We start from the raw sequence: 23,253 nt of genomic DNA on the forward strand, positions 1-23,253 counted from the left end.
GAGGAGCACACCGTGATCTCAGCGCTGCACCTGATCATGATCGTGGCGGCGGCGACGAGCCTCTGCTGCGTGCTCGGCAGCCGGCGCACCCGGTCGGTCACGGCCGTGGGCGGCACCGTGCTGATGGTCGCGGCCATGGCCGACCTGGCCTTCGGGCTGGTCGGCCTGCCGCCACTCGGGTGGACCGGCATCCTGCTCGGCTGGGCGATGGTGGCCGCCGGTGCCGCCCGGTGGCGGGAGCGCCGGACGGAGGCGCATGTGGTCTCATCGGCCAGTGCCAGCCCGGGAGGTATTCCCGCGGACGCCGCCGCGGTCGCGGACCGTCGGCACCTGCACCTGCTGCACCAACTCGGGCTGGTGGTGGTGGCCGGGCAGATCGCGCTCTGCTCGGCCATGACCGGCGGGTCGGCAACCGGTGGCCAGGGAGCGGGCGGGTCGGGTGCGATGGCCGGCCTGACGCATCCGCACTCGGTATCGATCTTCGTGGCCGTGGTGTGCGTGGCCGGGGCGCTGTTCGTGCTCGCCGCCGCCGCCATGGTGTTGGTCGGCCGGCGCAGCCGGTCGGAGCGCGGCAACCTGCTGAGCATGTCGGTCATGACGGCCGCAATGGCCGTGATGCCGTTCGGCTGAGCGCTACCCCGTTGGCCGGTGCACAACTCCTGCAATTCTCCGCCGAACGGCCCCCAGCGGCCGGTTTGAGACCGATCGGGGAATCCAGCAGGAGTTATGCAACCGGGGCCGGGGCGTGGTGCGGGCGGCCGGCGACGTGGCCGATGGCGGTGACGACCAGGGTGATCAGCGCGGTGAGGGCGATGCCCCAGCCGATGTGCACCATCAGCAGCAGGGCGCCCACACCGGCGCCGGCCAGGATCAGCACGATCGCGGCCAGTCGGCGGAACCAGGGCTGGTTTTTGGCGCCGCCGAAACGGGAGTCCGCGGCGAAGCCGGTGATGGTGGAGGTGACGACCACGGTGGTGACGTCCTTCACCGCGATGTGCCGGGCCACGGCAGCCTGAAGGCCCATCACGGCGGCCAGGAAACCGGTCACGATCAGGTCGAACGGTGCCGGAGGGGTGCCGCCGACCACGAACAAGAACACCGCCAGAACGGCCATGATCACGCCGACCGCGCCGAACAGCACCGTCGACTCCGTGGTCCAGCCGACCTTCACGTGCCGCAGCACCCGGCCGCCGACCGCGGCGCCGACCATGAAGGTGAACAGGGCGATGAGCGGGCCCACCACCGGCAGGTCGTCGGCGCCGGCGATGGCCATGCCTAGGATGACGACGTTGCCGGTCATGTTGCCGGTGAACACCTTGTCGAGGCCGAGGTAACCCACCGCATCCGCCACACCGGTGGAGAAGGTGAGGGCCAGCATCAGGCCGAGGTGCAGGTGATCGGGCTTGCTGCGCAGACGGTGGATGACGGGAGTGGAGGGCACGGCGGTCCTATCGGCTCGGGAATTGTCACGGTAGCGGCTGTCGGGCTGGGCGCAAAACTGGCGCTACTCTCGACCAACGGAAGATGTGCCGACCACGTGGCCATCACCGAGCCGGTTGCTCATCCACGATCCGAGAAGGCGCATTCATGCCAGTCGACGTCCAGCCATTCGACATCCTGCAGCCCGGCACCGGGCCCATCCGTGCCGCGCAGTACCTGCCCGCCACGCCGGACACCGTGCTCTGGGGCCGGCTGCCCTGCGCAACGGATGCGGCCGTGCTCACGATCGACGCCGGCACCGAGGTCACCATCGACACCATCAGCCACGAGGGCGTGCTCGAAGACCAGGGCAGCGACCCGGTGGCCTTCTTCGCCGGCCACGGCGTCGAGCGCACGGCTGTGCTCGACGACGCCGTGCTGCTGGCCTCCGTCAGCGCCCGTGAGGCCGCCGTGGACGGGCCGCACCTGGTCACCGGGCCGATCCACGTGCGGGGCGCCCGGCCGGGCGACCTGCTCAAGATCACGGTGCTCGAGGCCACACCACGGGTGCCGTACGGAGTGATCTCCAACCGGCACGGCCGCGGCGCGCTGCCGGGGGAGTACCCGCTCGGCGCGGCCAACGTGAGCGTCTTCGCCGCCCTCGACGACACCGGGGCCGGCCAGGTCGGCACTCTCCCGCTGGTGCCGGGCGGGCCGCGGAGCGTGCACTTCCCGCTCCGGCCGTTCCTGGGCATCATGGGTGTCGCCGTCGCCGGCGACGTGCGCCCGCATTCGGTGCCGCCCGGCGCGCACGGCGGCAACATCGACATTAACCTGCTCACGGTGGGCAGCGCGCTGTACCTGCCGGTGCAGGTGCCGGGCGCGCTGGCCTACGTGGGCGACCCGCACTTCGCCCAGGGCGACGGCGAGGTGGCGCTCACGGCCATGGAAGCGTCGCTGCGGGTGACGCTCCGCTTCGACGTGGTGACCCAGGCCGACGCGATCGCCGCGTTCGGCGAACTGGCCGGGCCGCTCGCCGAGACGACCGAGTTCCTGGTGCCGACCGGCATGGACGCCGACCTCGACGAGGCCGTGCGCAAATGCGTGCGCGCGGCGATCGACCTGCTCGCCGCGCGGTACGGCATGGACCGCACCCTGGCCTACGCCTACCTCAGCGCCGCCACAGACTTCAACATCTCGCAGGTGGTCGACCTGGTCACCGGCGTGCACGCTCGCATCCGAGTGGCGGACTTCGATGTCTGAGCCGCTGCTGCCTGAGCCGGCACTGCCTGAGCCGGCCGCACCGGCGTTGCCGACTCCGACCAGCGTGACCGGCGAGTTGCCCGACGGCCTCCTGGCCGCCTTCGCGGGCTACGAAAACGCCCTGGCCGCGAACGACCTCGCCGCGCTCGACGCCTACTTCGCGCCGGGCGAGCATACCCTGCGCGGCGATGCGAGCGGCCTGCTGGTGGGCCACGACGCGATCAGCGGTTTTCGTGGGGCCCGCAGCGGAACCGTGGCCCGGAGCATCCGGAGCCTGCACGTGCGCGTGATCGACGCCGGGCATGCCCTGATCGTTTCGGTGAACGCCCCGGATGCCGGCGGCGCCGGCCTGGTGACCCAGCTCTGGACCGTGAGTGACACGGGCGCCTGGCAGGTGGAGGCCGCTCAGGTGGCCGCCCCGCCGGCCGCGATCAACCCCACCGTGTGGCGCCTGGTGGGCAACCCGCTCGTGGCCGCCGACGCCCCGGCCGACGGCGCCACACCGGGTGCCCTGGCCGGCGAGACCATCGCCGTGAAGGACCTCTACGACATCGTCGGTTTCACCGTGGGCGCCGGCAACCCGGCCTACCTGCGCGAAGCCCGGCCGGCCACCGAAACCGCCCCGGCGGTCGCGGTCCTGCTCGGTGCCGGCGCGAGCGTGCGCGGCATCGCCCAGACCGACGAGTTCGCGTACAGCATCGCCGGTGACAACGAGCACTACGGCACCCCGCCGAACGTGCGGGTGCCCGGCGGCCTGCCCGGCGGGTCGTCGAGCGGACCGGCCGCCGCAGTGGCCCTCGGCCAGGCGAGCATCGGGCTGGCCACCGACACCGCCGGCTCGATCCGGGTGCCCGCGTCGTACCAGGGACTCTGGGGGCTGCGCAGCACCCACGGCGCCGTCGACCGGGCCGGGCTGCTGCCGCTTGCGCCCTCGTTCGACACCGTGGGCTGGCTCACCCGCCGCCCCGGCGTCTTGCGTGCGGCAGCGGCCGCCTCACTCGACGCGTCGCTCCAGGTGCCGGTGCCCCCCCGGTTCGCTGTTTCGGCCGCGCTGGTCTTCGCCGCTGACGAGAGCGTTCAGGCCGCATTCGTCGACGGCCTCGACCGGCTCACCCGCGCGGGGCGGATCGACGCACCGGATCTCGTCGACGTCGGCGACCTCGCCGAGGCGCTGGGCATCTTCCGGGCCGTGCAGGCCGCCGAAGCCTGGCTAGCCAACGGCGATTGGGTCACCGCGCACCCGGGAGCGCTGGGCGCGGCGATTGCCGGCCGGTTCGCCGCTGCGGCCCGAGTGGGTGCCACCGCGGAGGCCGAGGCCCGCACCGAGCTGGCCGCGGCCAGGGCACGGCTGGACGCGGTGCTCGACGGGCGCATCCTGTTGCTGCCGTCGGCGTCGTCGACCGCGCCGGCACGAAACGCCGGCCCGGCCGAGATCGAAGCCACCCGCACCGCGACCCTCTCGATGACCAGCCTGGCCGGCATCGGCGGGTACCCCGCGTTGTCGGTACCGCTGTTCGAGATCGACGGCGCACCGTTCGGGCTCTGCCTGGTGGGTCCGCGATACAGCGACCTGGCGCTGATCGACATCGGGGCCGCCCTGGCCGGCTGAGCGGGCCAGCTGAGCCGGCCGGCCGGGGGACTCGGTCGACGGATCGGGGACGAGAACCACTGGAAACATGGCTGAAACACCTGTTGCGTAAACTGAGCACCTGAAACACATGATTCAGAATTGCCGAGGGGTGAAACAGCCATTTCCAGTCTTCCGATCAATCCGCCGCCCCGCCTCCTGATGGGCCCCGGCCCGGTCAACGCCGACCCGCGGATTCTGCGCGCCATGTCCGCCCAGCTCGTGGGCCAGTACGACCCGTCGATGACGGCGTACATGAACGAGACCATGGAGCTGTACCGCGGCGTCTTCAAGACCGAGAACGAGCAGACCCTGCTCATCGACGGCACCTCCCGGGCCGGCATCGAGGCGGCACTCGTGTCACTGATCAGCCCCGGCGACCGGGTGCTGGTGCCCATCTTCGGCCGGTTCGGCCACCTGCTGCGCGAGATCGCCGAACGCGCCGGCGCCGAGGTGCACGTGCGGGAGATCGAGTGGGGCACGGTGTTCACGCCCGCCCAGATCGAGCAGGCCATCCGCGAGACCAAGCCAGCTCTGCTCGCCATCGTGCACGGCGACACCTCCACCACCGTGGCCCAGCCGCTCGACGAACTCGGCGAGATCTGCGAGCGGTACGGCGTGCTCTTCTACACCGACGTCACCGCATCTCTGGCGGGCAACGCCTTCGAGGCGGATGCCTGGGGGCTGGATGCCGTCACGGCCGGCCTGCAGAAATGCCTGGGCGGCCCATCCGGTTCGGCACCGGCCACGTTCTCGCCCCGCGCGGTCGAGGCCATCAATGCCCGCAAGAGCATCGAAGCCGGCATCCGCGAGGCCGGGGACGCCGTGAGCGCCCACCCGATCCGCTCCAACTACTTCGACCTGTCGATGATCTTCGACTACTGGGGGCCCAAACGGCTCAACCACCACACCGAGGCCACCACCATGCTCTACGGCGCCCGCGAATGCGCCCGGCTGCTGGTGGACGAGGGCATCGACGCAGCCGTCGAACGGCACCGGCTGCACGGCGCCGCGATGCTCGCCGGGGTGCAGGGCCTGGGTCTGGGCGTCTTCGGCGACCTGGACCACCGGATGAACAACGTGGTGGCGGTGCACATCCCCGAGGGCGTGACCGGTGACGCCGTGCGCGGTGAGCTGCTGAACGACTTCGGCATCGAGATCGGCACCTCGTTCGGCCCGCTGCACGGCAAGGTGTGGCGGATCGGCACGATGGGGTACAACGCCCGCAAGGACTCCGTGCTCACCACCCTGGCCGCGCTCGAGCAGGTGCTGCGCCGGGCCGGCGTGGCCGTGACCGGTGGCGGCGGCGTCGGTGCCGCCTACGAGGTCTACCAGGATGCCGCGGGCTCATGACCCCCCGGGATGCGGCTCTGCGCACCAGTGCTGCCGCCGTGCTGGAACGCTGCGACGAACTCGCCACCCACTCCAGCCTGCCCGACGGCCTGATCGAACGGGTCTACCTCTCGCCGGAGCATGCCGCCGTGAACGCCCTCGCGGCGGGCTGGATGCGCGAGGCCGGGCTGACCACCTGGCAGGACGCCGCGGGCAACCAGTGCGGCCGCCTCGAGGGCGCAACGCCGGGGCTGCCCGCGCTGCTGCTCGGGTCGCACCTGGACACCGTGCCCTCGGCCGGCCGGTACGACGGAATCCTCGGTGTGCTCACCGCCATCGCCGTGGTGGATCGGATCCGCTCCAGCGGTCGCACCTTGCCGTTCGCCCTGGAGGTCGTGGCCTTCGGCGACGAGGAGGGCACCCGCTTCGGCACGGCGTTGCTCGGCAGTCGGGCTCTGGCCGGCACCTGGCTGGATGCCTGGTGGGAGCTGACCGACGAAGCCGGCACCACCCTGCACGAAGCGTTCGTGGCCTTCGGCCTCGACCCGGCCGCCGTGGGCCGGGCCGCGCGCAGCTCCAATGACTTCGTCGGCTACCTCGAGACCCACATCGAGCAGGGCCCGGTACTCGAGGAGCAGGACCGGCCGTTGGGCATCGTGTCGTCGATCGCCGGTGCCCGCCGGTTCCAGATCACCATCACCGGCAAGGCCGGTCACTCCGGCACCCCGTGGGCGCACCGCCGGGATGCCCTCGCCGGAGCCAGCGAAGCCATCGTCGCCATCGAACGGCTCGCCCGCGACGCCGACCTGATCGCCACGGTCGGGCACCTCGAGGTGTTCCCCGATGCCGTCAACGTGATCGCCGGCCGGGCGGAGTTCAGCCTCGACCTGCGCGGACGCTTCGACGCCGACCGTGACGCCGCCTGGCAACGGATCGAGGATCTGCTCGAGGAGATCTGCGCCGCGCGCGGCCTGCACGTGGCGGTCGAGCAGACCCACGCGGCGCCGGCCGCGCACTGCAGCGACCGGTTGCGTGCGGTGATCGGTGCGGGCATCCGTGCTGCAGGCGACGGCACCGCGGATGCGTCGCGTGCGCCGCTGGAACTGTTGTCGATGGCGGGCCACGACGCGATGGCCGTGGGCCATCTCACCGAGATCGGCATGCTCTTCGTGCGCTGCGCCGGCGGGGTGAGCCACCACCCCGACGAATCCGTCATAGAGGCCGACGTGGCCCGGGCGCTGGATGCATTCGAGGCGGCCGTTCTGACCCTGGCCGACCACGACGGTGCCGCATGACGATGAACATCGGCCAGCGCATCGACGGACGCTATGGCGAGCTCTCTCCCCAGGAACAGCGCGCCGCGGACTTCATCCTCGACCACATGAGCGACCTCGCCGTGTACAACGCCTCGGAGCTGGCCCGGCTCAGCGGGGTGTCCAAGGCCACGGTCTCCCGGCTGTTCCGCCGGCTCGGCTTCCAGGACTCGGCGGAGGTGCGTGAGCATGCCCGGGCCCTCCGCAGCCTGGGCGCCCCGCTCGGCGGTCCGGGCGCATCCGCCGGTACGCCGTCACGTCTGGCCGCGCACGCCGAGGCCGAACACGACAACCTGCGGCGGCTGTTGCTCACGCTGGAAGACGGCCGGCTCGATGCCGCCGCCCGGTTGGTGCAGTCCGCCCAGAACGTGGTGATCGTGGGGCTGCGCAACAGCTACCCGTTGGCGCTGCACCTGCGCCAACAACTGGTGCAGGCCCGCGGCCACGTGCGCCTCGCTCCGCTGCCCGGCCAGTCGCTGGGGGAGGAACTCGCCGGCCTCGGCCCGCGGGATGTGGTGGTCCTGATGGGGTTTCGCCGCCGGATGGAGGGTTTCGGTGACCTCGTGGCTGCCATCCGCCGCCGGGACATCCCGCTGGTGCTGATCGCGGATTCCTCGGCCCGCAAGTACTCCGACCAGGCAACGCACTGGCTGGAGTGCCCGGTGGATTCGGTCTCGGCGTTCGACAGTTACGCCACGGCGATGAGCCTGGTGAACCTGCTGGCCACCGGGGCGATGGGCGCGCAGGTGCGGGAGAGCCGCACCCGGATCGCGGCGATCACCAGCGTTTACGAGGATCTCGAGGAACTCGAAGCGCCCTGGTGAGTGGATTGTGGAACGAAGACGGCGCGGGTTATGCCGGGGGCAGATCGACGTCGAGTCCCGTGCCGAGGTCGTCGCAGGCCACGGCGGTCACGTTGTGCGCCAGCAGGTACGGCCTCGCGCCCGTGTCGCCGCCCAGGCTCGCCGTCAGCGGCGCCCAGTGCGAGCGGCCGATGACCACCGGATGCCCGGGCCGGCTGCCGAAGTGCGCCTGGCGGAGCGAGTCCGCATCGACCGGACCCACCGCGGCATCGGCGGCCGTGCTGCCGAGCACGCGGGTCACGGTCGCGGCGGTGAGATCGGGCACGTCTACCGGCACCAGGGCGACCGCGACGACCGCGTCCATCTCGCTCAGGCGGTGCAGGCCGGCTTCGAGTGACGCCGACAGCCCGTCTGCCCACCGTTCGGCGTGCACGGTCAGCTGCCGGTGCGGCCGGGCGAACCGGGCGGCGGAGGCACGCAACAGGCGTTCGGCCTCGTCACCCGCGGCTCCCAGCACCACCAGCACCGGGTCGCAGCCCGCATCCTCGAGAGCGAGTGCGGCGCGTACCAGCCACGACTCGCCGGCATCGTCGACGACCAGCGCTTTCGGTGTGCCGTACCGACTGCCGGCGCCCGCGGCCAGGACAAGGCCAGCCACCCGGGTGCTGTCGTCGCTCGTCATGCCAGACATCGTACGGGGTGCTGTTAAGTTCGACTGCGCGCCGCTTTTCTCAGCCCAACCCACCAGGAGGAACCCATGACCACGATTCCCGTCGGGAACGAGCTGCGCGCCGCTCTAGCCGCCTGCCTGGCCGTTCCGCGCTGGGTCGACGATGTGGCCGGGCGCGCTCCGTTCGGGTCGGCGACGGAGCTGCTCGACGCCGCCCGGCAGTCCGCCACGCCGCTGAGAAGGGCCGAGATCGACCAGGCGATGGCGGAGCATCCGCGAATCGGTGAGAAGCCGCAGGGCAGCTCGCAGGCGGCCGGCTTTTCACGTACGGAGCAGAACTCTGTTGACGCGAATGATGCCGAGTTGGCGGCAGCGATCGCCGACGGAAATCGTCGCTACGAGGAGCGATTCGACCGGGTTTTCCTGATCCGGGCCGCCGGTCGCAGCCGTCGGGAGATTCTGGGCGAGCTCACCCGCCGGCTCGAGCTAGACGACGAGACCGAGGCGGACATCGTAGGATCGGAACTGCGCGATATCGCCCTGCTCCGTCTGGGCGTGCTCGCAACCCAGTGGCACGACGATGATGTTGCAGCCGCTCCTCCCGAACAGCCCGCCCAGGAAGACCCCCGATGAGTACCCGCAGCCACATCACCACCCACGTCCTCGACAGTGTCACCGGGCGTCCTGCGGTGAAAGTCGCCGTCGTTCTGGAGCAGCGCGTGACCGGCGGCTGGCGTGAACTGGCCGCGGGCGACACGGATGCCGACGGCCGGATCTCCGACCTCGGCCCCGAGGCCCTGCCCGCCGGACGCTACCGTGTGACCTTCGACACCGGCAGCTATTTCGCCGCGCGCGACCAAGCGACCTTCTACCCGCACGTGACCATCGTCTTTGAGTTGGATGACGAGGCCGCGCACTATCACGTGCCACTGCTGCTCAGCCCGTTCGCCTACTCCACCTACCGCGGTAGCTGAGCCGTTCGTCTCGCTGCCGTCGTCGTCAGTCTGCGACGGGAACGGCCGGTAGTTGAGGGGACCGGACGGACTGGACTTTTTTCACCAGGACGGACGCCGGCAGCAACGCAATGCCCAGCGGAATGAGCACCATCCGCAGCGGAACCACCACCAGGTTCAACCCATCCAAGGCGATGCTGGTGCGCCCTTGCGCAGTCAGGTCGGTCAACCAGTCCTGATAGGACGACTGCACCAGGATGCCCAAAACGATGAGAACCACACCCGACCAGAACAGCCCCGCCGCCGGGATCGCGCGGCGGCGCAGTGGCGTCGTCACGAGAGTCACGTTCCGTTCAACGGCATTCGCGACGAAAAAGGCAGCGATGAGCAGTGTTCCCAGCGGGAGAAGCACTGTGGGGACGAACGGATACAGCGAATACCACCAGCTGTCCAGCATCGCAGTCATGACGTCCATGCCAGCCGACCGGAAGACGAAATCAAGTGCCGCCTGACAGAGCACGCTGACGGCTGTGAGGATGACGCCGATCCAGAGCATCGTGCGGGCGGTGAGCTGTGCAGGCATGGTGTCCGATCTATCGAGCGGCGCGAATAAGCAAGCAGAGACACGAGCTGACTCAGCGGCAGGAGTGCCGTGATCCGTGACGGAAAAAGTTGATCCCTCGCGGAAAGGTGCTGCCAACACGTAGTGCCAACCTAGCGTCCGGCCTCCATTGGCGTCGAGCCCTGCCGGTTTCTAGAACGGGGGCGGGTCCTTGGAACCGTCATCCACCGCAACTGGTGCGCGTGGTGTGGGCTTGGGCGGCCGCGTGGCTGGTGGTCCGAGAATGGTTTCGGGACAGGTTCGGTGGATGGCGCCGGACGGGGAGGTCCAGACCATCACCCCGCCCGGTTCCTGCACGACCGACCACAGGGTTTGGTGTTTAAGCCGGTGGTGCGGGCCGCACAAATGCGCGAGGTTGTCATAGTCGGTCGGCCCGCCGTGCTCCCAGGCTGTGGTGTGGTCAATCTCGCTGCGGGAGGCGGGCCGGGTGCAGCCGGGAAATCGGCAGGTGCCGTCTCTCAGCCGTAACCAGCGGCGTAGGTCGGCGGGGACGGTGTAGTGCTCCTTCCCGACGGACAGCACCGCACCGGTTTCCGGGTGGGTGAGCAGGCGGGTGAGGCTGGGTGCTCCGCCGGTGATCTCCCGGGCCATATCGGCGGGGATCGGCCCATAGCCTTCGAGCAAGCCAGGTTCCTCACTGATGCCCATCGCGGTGAGTACCGGGACGGTGACCATCACCTGCCCGCGGATACCGCCGCCGGTGCCGGACGGAGTGACTCCGTCCAGAATCAGGTCGGCCATCGCGTCGGCGCAGATCTGGTTGATCGTGCGGCGCTGTTCCTCCGAGATGCTGTCGTCCTGGCGCTCGGCGTCCTGGGTGGCTTGGGCAATGCGGGTGAGCCTGTCGTGCGCGGCTTGGGTTTGTGTGGCAGTGCCGTACCAGGTGAGAGTGCCCATGCCATCGGGCCGGCCCTCCCACCACACTCCCCGCTCGGCCACGGCGGCGGTGGCGCGGGTAGTGAGGGTTTCCGGGTGCCGATGCTCTCGCAGCCGCCGGGCCTTTGCCTTCAGCTTGCCCACGGTGAGGTCCTTCGCCGCGGGCAACAACTCTGCTTCCAGCTCGGCCGCTTCGTCGAGTGAGATGAAGCTGAGCTGCTCCATCATCACCTGCCCGTGCCGGTAACTGATCTCACCCTGACTCATCGCCGTGAGGGTCGCTTTCATCGGACCGGCGAACATCGACGATTCCCCGACCAGTCCCTCCGCGGTCCGATCGGCCAGGTGCAGGGCGCAGGCGACCTCGCTGGTCACAGTGCGGCGGGCGATCTCTTGGTCTTCCCAGGCCGCTACCTTTCGCGGGCTCGACTGCGCGTCGGTGAGAACAGGGCCCCGAGCCTCGTGGAGTGCGTAGTCACGGTTGAGCAGTTTCGCGTTCACCGGGTCGCTGCTCCACTCTTGCAGATCAGCGAGAGCGCGAGCCCGCTTCGCATTCGCTTTCGCGATGCTCCGGTGGGCTTTCTGGGCCTTCGCGACCTTTGCAGCCAAGGTCGCCCGGGCCTGTTCCTGAAGGGTGCGGCGGCGTCGGCGGGTCTGCGCGTGCGCGCCGGCATCCTGGCTGGAATTCGGGCGGGGTGTGGGTCCGCCCGTGCGATCGTGAGGCTGCGCGCGGGCGTCGTGACCCGGATCATCCGGGTCGGGCGGGAACTGCTCTGCGGGGCTGCTCATGCGTTCATAATCGCACCCACCACCGACACTCCAGCCCCCTGGAAAAAGGGGTGTGGAAAGGTTCTGGATGTGGCCACTTGTGGAGGGGAGGGAGAGTGACCCTGCGGCAATGTCCTAGCCGGCGAGAGGGTTGATCAGCGTCGCATCCTGCGGGTCGATCGCCCGCACACTGTTCACCCGCCGGTCCACCAGCCGGGTGCGCATCGTGCCCGCGACCGCTGTCGACGTGCGGTCGAGCAGCTCCATCAAGGCGGTGCGCTTGGCCGCCGACTCGGCAGGATTCTCTGTGGTGATCGACTGCGGGTTCAACCAGGTCGACCAGGTGTCGGGCTCGAGGAAGGCCGGCATCCGGTCGTGCACCTCACCGGATGCGTCCCGAGCCTCCCGGGTGATGACCGCGAAGACCCGCGACCACTCGCCGTCGGCATCCTTCGACGCCCAGCTCACTCCCGCCGCGGCCAGCAGGCCGTCACCGTGGATGAAGTGCGGCTGTTTGGCGCCCTTCTCGCCGGTCCATTCGTAGTAGCCGAGCATCGGCACGATGCAGCGGGCGTTGGAGAACGCGCCCACCCAGAACCGCTGGTCGAGCTTCTCGATGCGGGCGTTGATGATCGGCCCGCGCCGGGGCTGCCCGGTGGGCTGGGGCCAGTCCCACTTCGCCAGGGTCACCTCACGCGTGGGCTCGTCCGCGTCGGTGGGTTGGTACTCCCGCACGATGGGGGCCGAGTCGGTCGGCGCGACGCTGTAACTCGGCCGCCAATCGTTGGCTCGACCGCCCGCCGCCACGAACTCCTGAATGAGGTCGTCAACGTCTTCGTTCATTGCAAATCTGCCGCACATGTGGCCGAGATTACTCCGTCACCGCACGAGAGTCACCCGGATCCCGCAGGCGGGCGGCGGTGGCGCCGAGCCGGCTGGAGAAGCGCACCAGGTAGCCATCCGGATCCTGCACCAGAAACTGGGCGACACCGGCACGGGTCTTCCCGGTCTCGTACGACTTGGTTTCGGCGGCCATGAAGAGCGGCCACTCCGCGGTCTCCAGACGCTCGAGCAGGGGCGCGATGTCGGGCACGGCTACCTGGAAATTGATGCCGCGACCCAGCGGCCGCTCCAGCTGGGCCGGCACCCAGTTGCGGCCGATCCCGACCTGCTCGAGCATGAGGTGCGCGGTGCCGGCATGCAGGTAGGCGAAGCCCTCGTTCGGCCGGTCGTAGAGCACCGTGAAGCCGCAGAGCCCGACCCAGAAGTCGAGGCTCGCGGCCAGGTCGGTGACCAGGAGCTCCGGCACCAGGTCGGGAAAGAACACCGAATCGGGCTGCGGAGTGGTGGCGTCGCCCGATGCTGTCATGCCTCCCAGTATGGCGGCGCGTGGCGGGGGAGGATTCGGGGAGATGCCGGCGGATGGCCTCATCGCCCTGGCTCGGCGGGGGCACTTTGCCCCACACTAGGGCCATGAGCGATGCGACCACGAGCAATGGAACCACGAGCGACGCGGCCACGGGCCCGATCACTATCGACACCGCTACTGCGAGCGACCTGGCCGCCGTCGCTGAACTTCGGTGGCGGTGGGTGCTGGAGAACGAGGGCACACCGGTCGTTCCGTACGACGAGTTCGTCGAGATCCTCACCGACTGGGCGGCACAGCACGCCGGGTCGCACTCCTGCACTGTTGCCCGACGTGGTGCGACCGTGATCGGCATGGCCTGGCTGGCCGTGGTGCCCAGGGTGCCGAGTGCGCGGGCGCTGGTTCGCGCATCCGGAGACGTGCAGAGCGTCTACGTGACGCCGACTGAGCGCGGCTCAGGCGTCGGTGGGCGGATGCTCGACGCTGTTCTCCGTCGAGCCTTCGGTCTGGGCCTGGAACGGGTGACAGTGCACTCGACCCCAGGTGCCATCACCGCCTACACGCGAGCGGGTTTCGCCTCGTCCGACCGCTTGTTGCAGGCGATGCCGGAATCCTGATCTCGCGACCGCCGGGATGCGGTGTGACAGGCTGAACCCATGACCCGTCTCGACCCCGAGCCCGCCACCGATGAGCACACCGCGCTGAACCAGTTCCTGGATTATCAGCGGGCCACCCTGCTGCGAAAGACCGAAGGCCTCGACCACACCGGCTTCAACACCGCGCTGCCGCCGTCGACCCTCACCCTGGCCGGGCTGCTCAAACACCTCGCCTACGTGGAGGACCGCTGGATCCAGTCCCGGTTCCTCGGTCGCTCCGACGACGAGCTCGAGCCGTGGGGGAGCGCGCCGTGGCACGAGGATCGCGACTGGGAGTTCAGCAGCGCCGCACTGGACGACCCCGAAGAGCTGCGTGAGTTGTACCAGGCGGCCTGCGAGCGCACCCGCCGTGCCACGGCCGGGCGCAGCCTCGACGACCTGGTGGTGACGCCGGGACGGGACGGCGAACGCTGGAACCTGCGCTGGCTGCTGCTGCACCTGATCGAGGAGACCGCCCGGCACTGCGGCCACGCCGACCTGATCCGCGAGGCCATCGACGGCACCACCGGCGAGTAACCGTCGGCGAGTAGCTGGCGGCGAGTAGCTGTAGTCCGTTTCGGCAACAGGTGCGGAGGAGCTAGGGGGCCGTGACGCGGCGGCCGCGCACGAAGACGCCCGTGATCGCCGGCTGGCGGAGGGCCATCAGCAGGGCGAACAGGGTCTGGTCGGTGGCCATGGCGTCGTCGTCGGCACGGATGCCGTTGGCCAGTACCGCCGCGAGCGGCTCCCACTTGTCGGGTTCGATGAGCAGGAAGTCGGCGTCCTTACCCACATCGAGGTTGCCGTAACGCTCCTCCATGTCCAGCGCTCTGGCACCGGCCAGGGTGGCGGTGAACAGCAGCTCGGCCGGGCTGATCGACAGGCCGGCGTCACCGGGTTCGGACAGGTGCACCTTGAAGCAGTCGTTGAGCACCCGGCTCATCAGCCATTCGTCACCCGCGCCGATGTCGGAGCCCAGCGCCACGTTCACGCCGAAGCCGGTGGTGCGGGTCCACGGCATCGTGCCGGAGCCCAGGAACTGCTGCGAGGTGGGGCAGTGCGCGATCGACGACCCGGTCTCGGCCAGCCGGGCCAGCTCGTCGTCTTCGCAGTGCACGGCGTGCGCCAGGATGCTGCGCCGGCCGAGCAGGCTCGATCCGCCCACCGCTGAGCCCGGTAGGAACTTGCCGTCATAGGTATCGAGGTAATGGTCGACCTGGTAGATCGCCTTCACCACGTCGATCTCGCCCGTCTCGGGCCGGTTGTTCTCGTTCAGGTGGCTGTGGAAGTAGACCCCGTCGCCGCGTACCCCGTCGTAGAGCTCGCCGAGCGCCGCGAGGGTGTGCGGGGTCACCGAGAGACTGAACCGGGGCACAACGGCCACCTGCAGCAGCGCCGTGCGGGCGTCGCCGGTGTCGCGGGCGTGCCACCGGGAGATCTCGTCGCTGACCAGGTCGAGGGCCTGTCCTTCCGAGGTGATCAGCGCGCTGGCCGATTCCGGGCCGACGGTCTGGATGCCGCGCCCGCTGACCAGGCGCAGCCCGGCCCGCTCCGACTCGGCGAACAGTGCGTCCTGGGCGTGCGGGAACGCCGAGCCGAACACCAGGGCGCTGGTGGTACCGGCAGCGGTGCGGCGGCGGGTGAAGTCGCGGGCGATCGCGGCGGCGAAGCCGTCGTCCTTCAGCCGGGACTCGGCCGGGAACACACAGTTGTCCAGCCACTCGAGCAACTGGCCACCGCCGTAGGCATCGGTGGAGTACGTCTGCGGAAAGTGCACGTGGGTGTCGACGAAGCCGGGCAGGATGAACCCGCCGCGGGTGTCGGTGACGGTCAGGGAGGCGAAGCCGGCGGGCAGGTCGGCGGCGCGGCCGACCCAGGCGATGGTGCCGTCGCCGGCGGTGACCAGGGCACCCTGCGGCAGCGACACCAGGTGCGCAGGGGCTTCGGCCAGGGTGGGCGAGCCGGCGACGTGGAACACGTGACCGAGGTAGACGTGGCCCAGGGACCCGGAGCCGAGCGAACCGGCGCCGGGTGATCCCGCCCGGCCGGGATCGTTGGTCACTCTCAGACCAGCCCGGTGTAGGAGTCCCACGCTGGGCCGGCATCCGATGCGTCGTCGTGCATGACAGTGGCCTGGATGAGCCCGTAGGGCCGGTCAGCGGCGTGGTAGACCTCGTTGTTGTTCTCCACGCCGAACGGCGAGAGGTCGTAGAGGAAGTGGTGCTTGTTGGGGGCGGACAGCCGGATCTCCGCGATGTTGGGGTAGGCCTCGAGCACCGCCTCACCCATCTTGTAGAGCGTCTGCTGCAGCGCGAGGGAGTGCACCACGGCGAACTGGGTCTTGAGGATCGCCGCGATGCCGGCGTAGGCAGCCTCCCAGTCGACATCGGTGTGATCGGTGAAGCGCCAGCCGGCGGTGAGCGAGGTGGCCATCACGCGATCGTTGGTGGGCTGCAGCAGCGTGTACGGGTCCTGCATGAAGCCTGCGAACTCCGAACCGGTGGACTTGAGCAGGATCAGGTCTTTGAGGCCGCCGACCACCCAGATCTGCTGGGTGTCTCCGGTGCCCTCGACCGAGATGGCTGCGGTGCGCACCTCCTGGCCGCGGCGCACCCAGGTGTGGTCGTGCTCGGTGCCGTCGACCACCACCCGTTCCCAGGCGAATTCCTCGATCTCGACCCGGGAGCCGGCGACCGAGTCGATGTGGTCGACGAAGTGGGTGGCGAGGTCGAGGCCGTAACTCTCGATCGAGAGCAGGCCCTTCTCCTTGGCGAAGGAGTACGCGGTCTGCTTCTGGGTGTCGGTGGGCAGCACCTGCAGCTGGTCGCCGACCAGGTGGGCGTCGGCGAAGTCGCCGTGCAGGGCGGTGGAGACGCTGATGTCGTGGATCTCGTGGCGAGGAGTGTCGCGGTAGATGCGCACGATGCGGTTCTCCGCCTTGCCGTAGCGGTTGGGTCCGAGAACTATCGACATGGGTGCTCCTTATGGTCCGGGTGGTGCGTGCTTCGGGTCGTGCGCAGTTCGGGTCGTACGAGAAAGTCAGCGGGCGCGCAGCAGTTGGCCCGCCGGCGGCCGGGCGGATGCGCCGGTCGCGTCGGCCGCAAAAATCACGGCTCCGGCCAACCAGGTGGTGTGCACCCGGCCGAACAGGGTGGCGCCGTCGAAGGCGCTCACCCGGTTCTTGTGCCGCAGGGCGTCCACGCTCACGGTGAAGGTCTCATCGGGCGCGAAGGCCACCAGGTCGGCCGCGGCGCCGACCGTGATCGCGCCGGAGTCCAGGCCGGCGAACCGGGCTGTAGCCGTGGTCATCCAGGCCAGCACCCGGTCCAGCGGCAGGCCACGATCCCTGGCAGCGGTCCACACCGCCGGCAGGCTCAGCTGCAACCCGGAGATGCCGCCCCAGGCCAGGCCGAAGTCGCCGCCGTGGCCGAGCTTGAGCTCGCGAGTGGCCGGTGAGTGGTCGGAGGCGATGAAATCGATCACGCCGTTCTCCAGTCCCTGCCAGAGCAGCTCCCGGTTGCCCTCATCCCGGATCGGCGGGCAGCATTTGAACGCCGTGGCGCCGTCGGCGATGGCTTCGGCGGCGAAGCTCAGGTAGTGCGGGCAGGTCTCCACCGTGATCGGCAGCCCCTCCGCCCGGGCGGCGGCCAGCCGCGGCAGCACCGTGGCGGACGAGAGGTGCAGGATGTGCGCGCGCACGCCGGTGCGACGCACCACGTCGATCACCCGGGCGATGGCGGCATCCTCGGCCTCATCGGGCCGGCTGGCCACGAAGTCGGCGTAGGCCGTGCCGCCGGCGTTCTCGGAACGATCCAGCACAGCCGGGTCTTCGGCGTGCACCACGAGCAGGCCACCGAACCCGGCGATCTCGACCGCGGCCGTCTCGAGCTCGGCGGGGGAGAGGTGCGGGAACTCGTCGACGCCGGAGGGAGAGAGGAACGCCTTGAAACCGAACACGCCGGCCTCGTGCAGCGGCTGCAGGGCACCGAGGTTAGCGGGGATCGCCCCGCCCCAGAAACCCACGTTGACCGTGGCCTGGGGCGCGGCGGCCTGGCGTTTGAGGTCGAGCGCCGCCACCGTCGTGGTGGGCGGGATGCTGTTCAGTGGCATGTCGATGATCGTGGTGACACCGCCCGCCGCGGCCGCGAGGGTCGCACTCGCGAAGCCCTCCCAGTCGGTGCGGCCGGGCTCGTTCACGTGCACGTGGGTGTCGACCACGCCGGGCTGCAGCACCTGGCCGGCGGGCAGGGTGATGTCAGTGCGGGCCGGCAACACAGCATCCACCGGTTCGATCGTCGTTATCACACCGTCGGAGATCGCGATCGCGGCGGCGCCGAACCCTCGCGCGGTGAGCACTCGGGCCGAGCGGATAACCAGGTCGTGCATCGGGTTCTCCTGTCGGATTCTGTGGCTAATCGCAGCGGGTTCTGACTGCCTTCCTGTCACCCTAGTGAAGTCGTTCCTGGCTCGTTCCGGGGTTCGGAAATCTGTCGGACACACACGATCGAGGCGGATGAAACACCATTCGCCGCTGGAGGCTACTCGGCTGAATAACCCGCGACGTACTCGTCGATCGCGTGGAGGAAGGCCTGCTTCTCGTTCGTGGGCAGCCAGCTCGCTTCGAACGAGTTCTTGGCCAACAGCACCAGTTCGTCGGTGTCGAGGCCCGCCTTCTCGGCCAACGCCGAGTAATTGTCGGCGACGTAGGCGCCGAAGTACGCCGGGTCGTCCGAGTTGACCGTCACGAGCACCCCGAACTTCAGCAGCGCCACCATCTCGGCGGCCTTCATGTCCGCGGTGACGAAGCTGTTCGAGACCGGGCAGCAGGTGAGTCCCAGGCGGCGCTCGCGCACCAGGGCCACCAGCTCCGGGTTCTCCACGATGTTCGTGCCGTGGTCGATGCGGTCAACCTGGATGTCTTCGAGTACCTGGCGGATGTTCTCGATACTGCCGACCTGGTCGATGTCGCAGTGCATGGTGAGCTTGAGGCCGTTCGCCCGCGCCAGCGCGAAGACGTCGGCGAACTTCGTCGGCGGGTTGTCCCGTTCGTCGGAGTCCAGGCCCACACCGATGAACCTGTCGGCGTACGGCAGCGCCTCCGTGAGGGTGGCCAGGGCGCTCTCGGCCGAGAAGTCGCGCAGGAAGCAGAGGATTAGTTCGGCGGAGACGCCCAACGCTCCGGCGTCGACGGCGGCCCGGTGGTAGCCCACGATCACCTTCTCGATCGGCACCCCCCTGGAGGTGTGCGCCTGCGGGTCGAAGAACGCCTCCACCCGGCGCACCCCGTCGGCTGCTGCCCGAACGAAGTACGCCGTGGCGAGGTCATAGAAGTCCTCTTCCTCCACCAGGACATTCACCGCCGGGTAGTAGACCCCGAGAAAGCTCGCCAGCGAATCGAACTCGTAAGTGGCCTTGACCTGCTCCACGGTGGTCTGGCCGATGTCCACCCCATTGCGGCGAGCGAGCGCCAGCTTGAGCTCCGGCTCCAGCGTCCCCTCGAGGTGCAAGTGCAGTTCCGCCTTGGGCAGGCCGGAGACGAACGCCGGGGTCGGTACGATAGCTGAAGACATTGGGGTTCCTTTCAGGGTGGACCCCGTGACGCTATCACGCCAGGGTTTTCGGATCATCCGGGGAGAATCTCGCGTTTCAGCACGGCTTTTCGGCCGTAATGAACCGGAAATGTTTCGGTCTTCGCCGCGTCACACACAGCAATTAGTGTTCGAGTCATCCGAACGTTTGTTGCAGCGGATGTGGCGTCGTGAAACACCGCAATCACACCAGCATCACCACAGCACGACATCACATTCACAAACAGGCAATCCGCCCCAGCACGCCGTTGAGTTCCACGGCAACCCCCGAGCACCACCGAGAGGACCGCGTCATGACGCAAGCCCCACTTTCCCCGTTCAATCGTCGATCAGTGAAGCGCATCGGCACCGGCATCGCCGCCGCCGCAGCCCTGACCCTTGTCCTCTCCTCCTGCGCCAGCGATGCCGGCTCCTCCTCGGACGACTCGGCTGAGGCCGCCTCGTTCGGTGACGCCAGCATCCAGCTGTCCTGGATCAAGAACACCGAGTTCATGGGCGAGTTCGTCGCCGACGACGCCGGTTACTTCACCGACGCGGGCTTCGACTCCGTCGACCTCATCCCCGGTCCGGCATCGGCTGAAGCCGGCGTCATCTCCGGCAACGTCGACCTCGGCATCGGCAACGCCATCTCCACCGGCACCGTCATCGCCGAAGAGGGCGCACCGCTGAAGATCATCGGCGCGACGTACCAGAAGAACCCGTTCACCATCCTCTCGCTGGCCGGCGTCGGCAACATCGCCACCCTCGACGACCTCGCGGGCAAGACCATCGGTGTGCAGGCCAGCAACCAGAGCCTCTGGGATGCGTTCCTCAAGATCAACGACATCGACCCGTCCACGATCACCGTCGTTCCGGTCGAATACGACCCGACCCCCCTCTTCAACGGTGAGGTCGACGGCTGGTTCGCCTACCTGACCAACGAGTCGATCGACGCCGAGCTGGCCGGTCTCGACCCGGTCAACCTGCCGCTGGCCGACAACGGCCTGCCGTTCGTCGCCGAGACCTTCACCGCCTCCGACGACGCGATCGCCAACGACCGCGAAATGCTCAAGGCCCTGCTGGTCGCCGAGATCAAGGGCTGGTCCGACGCGATCAACGACCCCACCGCTGCCGCCACCCTCACGGTGGACACCTACGGCAAGGACCTGGGCCTGACCATGGAGAAGGAAACCCGCCAGGCGGAGATCCAGGCCACCGACCTCGTCGTGAGTGCTGACACCGAGGCCAACGGCCTCTTCACGATCAGCGACGACCTCAAGGCGGAGTCCATCGCCACCCTGGAGGCCGCCGGCATCGACATCGACGCCGACACGCTGTTCGACACCACGCTGCTCGACGAGGTCTACGAGGAGAACCCCGACCTCGTCGCCTACAGCAAGTAATCCAGCTCCACCCGCAAGTCGCTCCAGCATGCGGTACGCCGGCGGCACCCGTCTCACTCGAGGCGGGTGCCGTCGGCGATACTGATGTATCGGCACCCGACGACGCCCAGTAAGGAATGTACGACGTGAGCACGATCGACACCGGTCTTCCCGCCACCGAAACCGCCCCGGGAACCGGTCTGCACATCTCAGGGCTGCACAAGACCTTCTCGGTCGGCCGCAAGGAGGTGGTAGCCCTCGACAACGCGAACCTGCACACCGACAAGGGCAGCTTCCTCTCCCTGCTCGGCCCCTCCGGTTGTGGCAAGTCCACCATCCTGCGCATCCTCGCCGGCCTGGAGAACCCGACCAGCGGCACGACCAGGGTCGACGGCAAGAGCCCCGCGGAGCTCCGCAGCGGCCACGAACTCGGCATCGCCTTCCAGGACTCCGCCCTGCTGCCCTGGCGCAGCGTGCGCAGTAACATCAAGCTTCCCTTCGAGGTCGCCCGGATGCCCGTCGACGAAGACTATGTCACCGAATTGATCCAGCTCGTCGGCCTCACGGGCTTCGAGAAGGCCAAGCCCGCCCAGCTCTCCGGCGGCATGCGCCAGCGTGTGTCGATCGCCCGGTCGCTCGTGCTCAAGCCCTCTGTGCTGCTGCTCGACGAACCCTTCGGCGCCCTCGACGACATGACCCGCCAGCGACTCAACGTGGAACTGCTGCGCATCTGGACCGAGAAGCCCGCCACCACCCTGATGGTCACGCACGGCATCTCCGAGGCGATCTTCCTCTCCGACCAGGTGGCCGTGATGAGCCCCCGGCCCGGCCGGGTCAAGGAGGTCATCGAAATCGACCTGCCGCGTCCGCGGCTGCCCGAGATGATGCGCACCCCCGAATTCCACGCGCTGCACGACCGCGCCTCCGAACTGCTCTTCGGCGCCGACACCCCGGCCACCAGCGGAGCACACTGATGCCCGTCACCCGTGGCCTGCCCGGCTGGGCGACCGGCCTGCTCGGCGTTGCCGTCGTCGTGGCGCTCTGGTGGATCAGCGCGCTCACGATCTTCCAAAACTCCGGGTCGGTGCCCGGCGGCGCCATCCCCACCCCGGCCGAAGTGGTCTCCCAGTTCATCAATGACGGCTTCGGCTTCTATTGGCCGCACATCACCATGACCCTCAGCGAAGCCGCCATCGGCTTCCTCTGGGGCAACGGCCTGGCGCTGCTGCTCGCCGGCCTGGTGCTGATCGTGCCGCGCATCGAGAAGATCGCGCTGCAAGTCGCCGTGATCACTTACTGCGTGCCGATCGTGGCCATCGGCCCGATCGCCTACATCGTGATCGGCCCGCCCCGCGGCGACCCGTCCGGCACCGCGGTGTTCCTCGCCGCCCTGTCGGTGTTCTTCACCACCGTGGTCGGATCCCTGGTGGGCTTGAAGGCGGCCGACAAGGCCAGCCTCGACCTGGTCACCGTCTACGGCGGCACCAAGTTCACCCAGCTGCGCAAGGTTCGGCTCATCGCCGGCCTGCCCAGCGTGCTGAACGCCCTGCAGATCGCCGCCCCGGCGGCGCTGCTCGGCGCTATCCTCGGCGAGTACCTCGGTGGTGCCGAACGCGGGCTCGGCCTGGCCATGCTCGCCGCCGGCAACGCCGCGAACGTGGAACGGGTGTGGAGCCTCGCCCTGGTCGCGGGCCTGCTGGCCGGCATCGGCTACCTGTTGTTCGCCGTGATCTCACGCTTCGCCACCCCTTGGACCACCGGACGGAGCAGCTCATGAGCACGCAGACGGTCTCGGACAAGCCCACCCTCTCCGGCAACCGGCCGACCGTGGTCACCAAGAGCACCGGTGCGCAGGCTCGGGGCGTCGGCGCCTACATCGGCCGGGCGCTGGGCACAGGCGTGCTCACCCTGGTGATCGTGCTCGCCGCCTGGCAGGGCCTGATCCTGCTCCTGGGTGTGTCACCGTTCATCGCCAAGGGCCCGCTGGATGTCTTCAACTGGCTGTTCACGGTGCCGGAAGCGGCCGAGAACCGGGCCTTGATCCTCACCAACCTGGGTGTCACGCTCACCGACGCGTTCCTCGGCTTCGTCGCCGGCATGGTGCTCGCCCTGGTGCTGGCCACCCTGTTCACCCTGTCCAAGGGCATCGAGCACGCCCTGATGCCCATCGCCCTGTTGCTGCGCAGCGTGCCGCTGGTGGCGTTCGTGCCGGTGCTCATCCTGATCACCGGTCGCGGCCCGTCGATCGCCGTGGTCACCGGCGCCATCGTGGTGCTCTTCCCCGCCCTGGTGAACATCGCCTTCGGCCTGCGCTCCGCATCTCCGCAGGTGAGCGATGTCATCGCCGTGTACGGCGGCACCCCGTTCACCGCGCTTCGCAAGGTGGCGTTGCCCAGCTCGCTGCCGTCGTTCTTCGCGGCGATCAAGATCTCCATTCCCGGCGCCATCACCGGCGCCCTGCTGGCCGAATGGCTGGCCACCGGCCAGGGCCTGGGCTACGGCATCGTCGTTGCCGTGTCGCAGGTGAAGAACTTCGAGGTCTGGTCGTCGGTGGTCGTCATCACGATCGTGTCGATGGTGCTCTACGGTCTGGCGCAGTTCGCCGAGAACCTGGTGCTGCGCCGTATGGGCATGGACCAGAGCGCAGGCAGCTAACC

The 23,253-nt window shown here is 69.1% G+C and carries 24 protein-coding genes; 14 read left to right on the top strand and 10 right to left on the bottom strand.

Annotation, left to right across the window (positions count from 1 at the left end; all coding sequences use genetic code 11):
* Positions 1-12 precede the first annotated feature (12 nt).
* Complete coding sequence (locus tag CTB96_RS11375; RefSeq protein ID WP_110127020.1) at positions 13-630, top strand: hypothetical protein; 618 nt, start codon at positions 13-15, stop codon at positions 628-630.
* Positions 631-724: 94 nt separating this feature from the next.
* Here the strand turns inward: CTB96_RS11375 and CTB96_RS11380 are convergent, their stop codons facing one another.
* A complete protein-coding gene (locus tag CTB96_RS11380; RefSeq protein ID WP_345788780.1) occupies positions 725-1,441 on the bottom strand; it encodes a YoaK family protein in 717 nt (238 codons plus the stop codon).
* 146 nt (positions 1,442-1,587) lie between these two features.
* Here CTB96_RS11380 and CTB96_RS11385 point away from each other — a divergent pair, with 146 nt between their 5' ends.
* From CTB96_RS11385 to CTB96_RS11405, 5 genes are all read left to right on the top strand, one after another.
* Positions 1,588-2,682, top strand: coding sequence for an acetamidase/formamidase family protein (locus CTB96_RS11385; protein WP_110127021.1), 1,095 nt, complete (start codon positions 1,588-1,590; stop codon positions 2,680-2,682).
* Entirely contained in the window at positions 2,675-4,291 is a 1,617-nt protein-coding gene (locus tag CTB96_RS11390; RefSeq protein WP_110127022.1) for an AtzH-like domain-containing protein, read from the top strand. The genes CTB96_RS11385 and CTB96_RS11390 overlap by 8 nt, the downstream gene beginning before the upstream one ends.
* Positions 4,292-4,471: 180 nt before the next feature.
* A complete protein-coding gene (locus tag CTB96_RS11395; RefSeq protein ID WP_110127023.1) occupies positions 4,472-5,662 on the top strand; it encodes a pyridoxal-phosphate-dependent aminotransferase family protein in 1,191 nt (396 codons plus the stop codon).
* Complete coding sequence (locus CTB96_RS11400) at positions 5,659-6,936, top strand: allantoate amidohydrolase (RefSeq protein ID WP_110127024.1); 1,278 nt, start codon at positions 5,659-5,661, stop codon at positions 6,934-6,936. Before CTB96_RS11395 ends, CTB96_RS11400 begins: the two co-directional genes overlap by 4 nt.
* The gene (locus CTB96_RS11405; RefSeq protein ID WP_248283345.1) at positions 6,933-7,778 is read left to right on the top strand and encodes a MurR/RpiR family transcriptional regulator; all 846 of its coding nucleotides are present in this window, start codon (positions 6,933-6,935) and stop codon (positions 7,776-7,778) included. The genes CTB96_RS11400 and CTB96_RS11405 overlap by 4 nt, the downstream gene beginning before the upstream one ends.
* A gap of 28 nt (positions 7,779-7,806) precedes the next feature.
* On the opposite strand, the gene CTB96_RS11410 is transcribed toward CTB96_RS11405, so the two are convergent.
* Positions 7,807-8,439 (bottom strand): nucleotidyltransferase family protein, encoded by a 633-nt coding sequence (locus CTB96_RS11410; protein ID WP_110127026.1) that lies wholly within the window; start codon positions 8,437-8,439, stop codon positions 7,807-7,809.
* A 75-nt stretch (positions 8,440-8,514) separates the two neighbouring features.
* On the opposite strand from CTB96_RS11410, the gene uraD reads away from it, so the two are divergent.
* Together uraD and uraH are read left to right on the top strand one after the other, a co-directional pair.
* Complete coding sequence (gene uraD / locus CTB96_RS11415; RefSeq protein ID WP_110127027.1) at positions 8,515-9,060, top strand: 2-oxo-4-hydroxy-4-carboxy-5-ureidoimidazoline decarboxylase; 546 nt, start codon at positions 8,515-8,517, stop codon at positions 9,058-9,060.
* Positions 9,057-9,401 carry a hydroxyisourate hydrolase gene (uraH, locus tag CTB96_RS11420; protein WP_110127028.1) on the top strand — a complete coding sequence of 115 codons (345 nt, stop codon included), beginning with the start codon at positions 9,057-9,059 and terminating at the stop codon, positions 9,399-9,401. The genes uraD and uraH overlap by 4 nt, the downstream gene beginning before the upstream one ends.
* A gap of 25 nt (positions 9,402-9,426) precedes the next feature.
* On the opposite strand, the gene CTB96_RS11425 is transcribed toward uraH, so the two are convergent.
* The 4 genes from CTB96_RS11425 to CTB96_RS11440 form a co-directional block, all read right to left on the bottom strand.
* On the bottom strand, positions 9,427-9,963 hold the full coding sequence (locus tag CTB96_RS11425) for a hypothetical protein (RefSeq protein WP_110127029.1): 537 nt from the start codon (positions 9,961-9,963) through the stop codon (positions 9,427-9,429).
* A 171-nt stretch (positions 9,964-10,134) separates the two neighbouring features.
* Positions 10,135-11,667 (bottom strand): HNH endonuclease signature motif containing protein, encoded by a 1,533-nt coding sequence (locus CTB96_RS11430; RefSeq protein WP_110127030.1) that lies wholly within the window; start codon positions 11,665-11,667, stop codon positions 10,135-10,137.
* Positions 11,668-11,781: 114 nt separating this feature from the next.
* Positions 11,782-12,507, bottom strand: coding sequence for an SOS response-associated peptidase (locus tag CTB96_RS11435; protein ID WP_110127031.1), 726 nt, complete (start codon positions 12,505-12,507; stop codon positions 11,782-11,784).
* A 10-nt stretch (positions 12,508-12,517) separates the two neighbouring features.
* Positions 12,518-13,015: a bleomycin resistance protein gene (locus CTB96_RS11440; protein WP_110127032.1), complete on the bottom strand. Its 498-nt coding sequence runs from the start codon at positions 13,013-13,015 to the stop codon at positions 12,518-12,520.
* A 104-nt stretch (positions 13,016-13,119) separates the two neighbouring features.
* Here CTB96_RS11440 and CTB96_RS11445 point away from each other — a divergent pair, with 104 nt between their 5' ends.
* Both CTB96_RS11445 and CTB96_RS11450 read left to right on the top strand, forming a co-directional pair.
* Positions 13,120-13,629 carry a GNAT family N-acetyltransferase gene (locus CTB96_RS11445; protein WP_110127033.1) on the top strand — a complete coding sequence of 170 codons (510 nt, stop codon included), beginning with the start codon at positions 13,120-13,122 and terminating at the stop codon, positions 13,627-13,629.
* A gap of 39 nt (positions 13,630-13,668) precedes the next feature.
* Entirely contained in the window at positions 13,669-14,184 is a 516-nt protein-coding gene (locus CTB96_RS11450) for a DinB family protein (protein WP_110127034.1), read from the top strand.
* 61 nt (positions 14,185-14,245) lie between these two features.
* Here the strand turns inward: CTB96_RS11450 and CTB96_RS11455 are convergent, their stop codons facing one another.
* The 4 genes from CTB96_RS11455 to add form a co-directional block, all read right to left on the bottom strand.
* On the bottom strand, positions 14,246-15,709 hold the full coding sequence (locus CTB96_RS11455; RefSeq protein ID WP_248283346.1) for an amidohydrolase family protein: 1,464 nt from the start codon (positions 15,707-15,709) through the stop codon (positions 14,246-14,248).
* A gap of 2 nt (positions 15,710-15,711) precedes the next feature.
* Positions 15,712-16,620, bottom strand: a complete 909-nt coding sequence (gene pucL, locus CTB96_RS11460; protein WP_110127035.1) for a factor-independent urate hydroxylase — start codon at positions 16,618-16,620, stop codon at positions 15,712-15,714.
* A gap of 66 nt (positions 16,621-16,686) precedes the next feature.
* Positions 16,687-18,033 carry an allantoinase AllB gene (gene allB, locus CTB96_RS11465; RefSeq protein WP_110127036.1) on the bottom strand — a complete coding sequence of 449 codons (1,347 nt, stop codon included), beginning with the start codon at positions 18,031-18,033 and terminating at the stop codon, positions 16,687-16,689.
* Positions 18,034-18,185: 152 nt separating this feature from the next.
* On the bottom strand, positions 18,186-19,217 hold the full coding sequence (add, locus tag CTB96_RS11470; RefSeq protein ID WP_110127037.1) for an adenosine deaminase: 1,032 nt from the start codon (positions 19,215-19,217) through the stop codon (positions 18,186-18,188).
* A 311-nt stretch (positions 19,218-19,528) separates the two neighbouring features.
* Between add and CTB96_RS11475 the strand changes: the two genes are divergently transcribed.
* The 4 genes from CTB96_RS11475 (at position 19,529) to CTB96_RS11490 (ending at position 23,251) form a co-directional block, all read left to right on the top strand.
* Positions 19,529-20,617, top strand: a complete 1,089-nt coding sequence (locus CTB96_RS11475; RefSeq protein WP_110127038.1) for an ABC transporter substrate-binding protein — start codon at positions 19,529-19,531, stop codon at positions 20,615-20,617.
* Between the two features lie 134 nt (positions 20,618-20,751).
* The gene (locus CTB96_RS11480; protein WP_427846503.1) at positions 20,752-21,570 is read left to right on the top strand and encodes an ABC transporter ATP-binding protein; all 819 of its coding nucleotides are present in this window, start codon (positions 20,752-20,754) and stop codon (positions 21,568-21,570) included.
* On the top strand, positions 21,570-22,373 hold the full coding sequence (locus CTB96_RS11485) for an ABC transporter permease (RefSeq protein ID WP_110127040.1): 804 nt from the start codon (positions 21,570-21,572) through the stop codon (positions 22,371-22,373). The genes CTB96_RS11480 and CTB96_RS11485 overlap by 1 nt, the downstream gene beginning before the upstream one ends.
* Entirely contained in the window at positions 22,370-23,251 is an 882-nt protein-coding gene (locus tag CTB96_RS11490) for an ABC transporter permease (protein WP_110127041.1), read from the top strand. The genes CTB96_RS11485 and CTB96_RS11490 overlap by 4 nt, the downstream gene beginning before the upstream one ends.
* Positions 23,252-23,253 lie beyond the last annotated feature (2 nt).

Origin of the sequence: Cryobacterium arcticum (assembly GCF_003185895.1) — a bacterium.
Classification (GTDB): domain Bacteria; phylum Actinomycetota; class Actinomycetes; order Actinomycetales; family Microbacteriaceae; genus Cryobacterium; species Cryobacterium arcticum.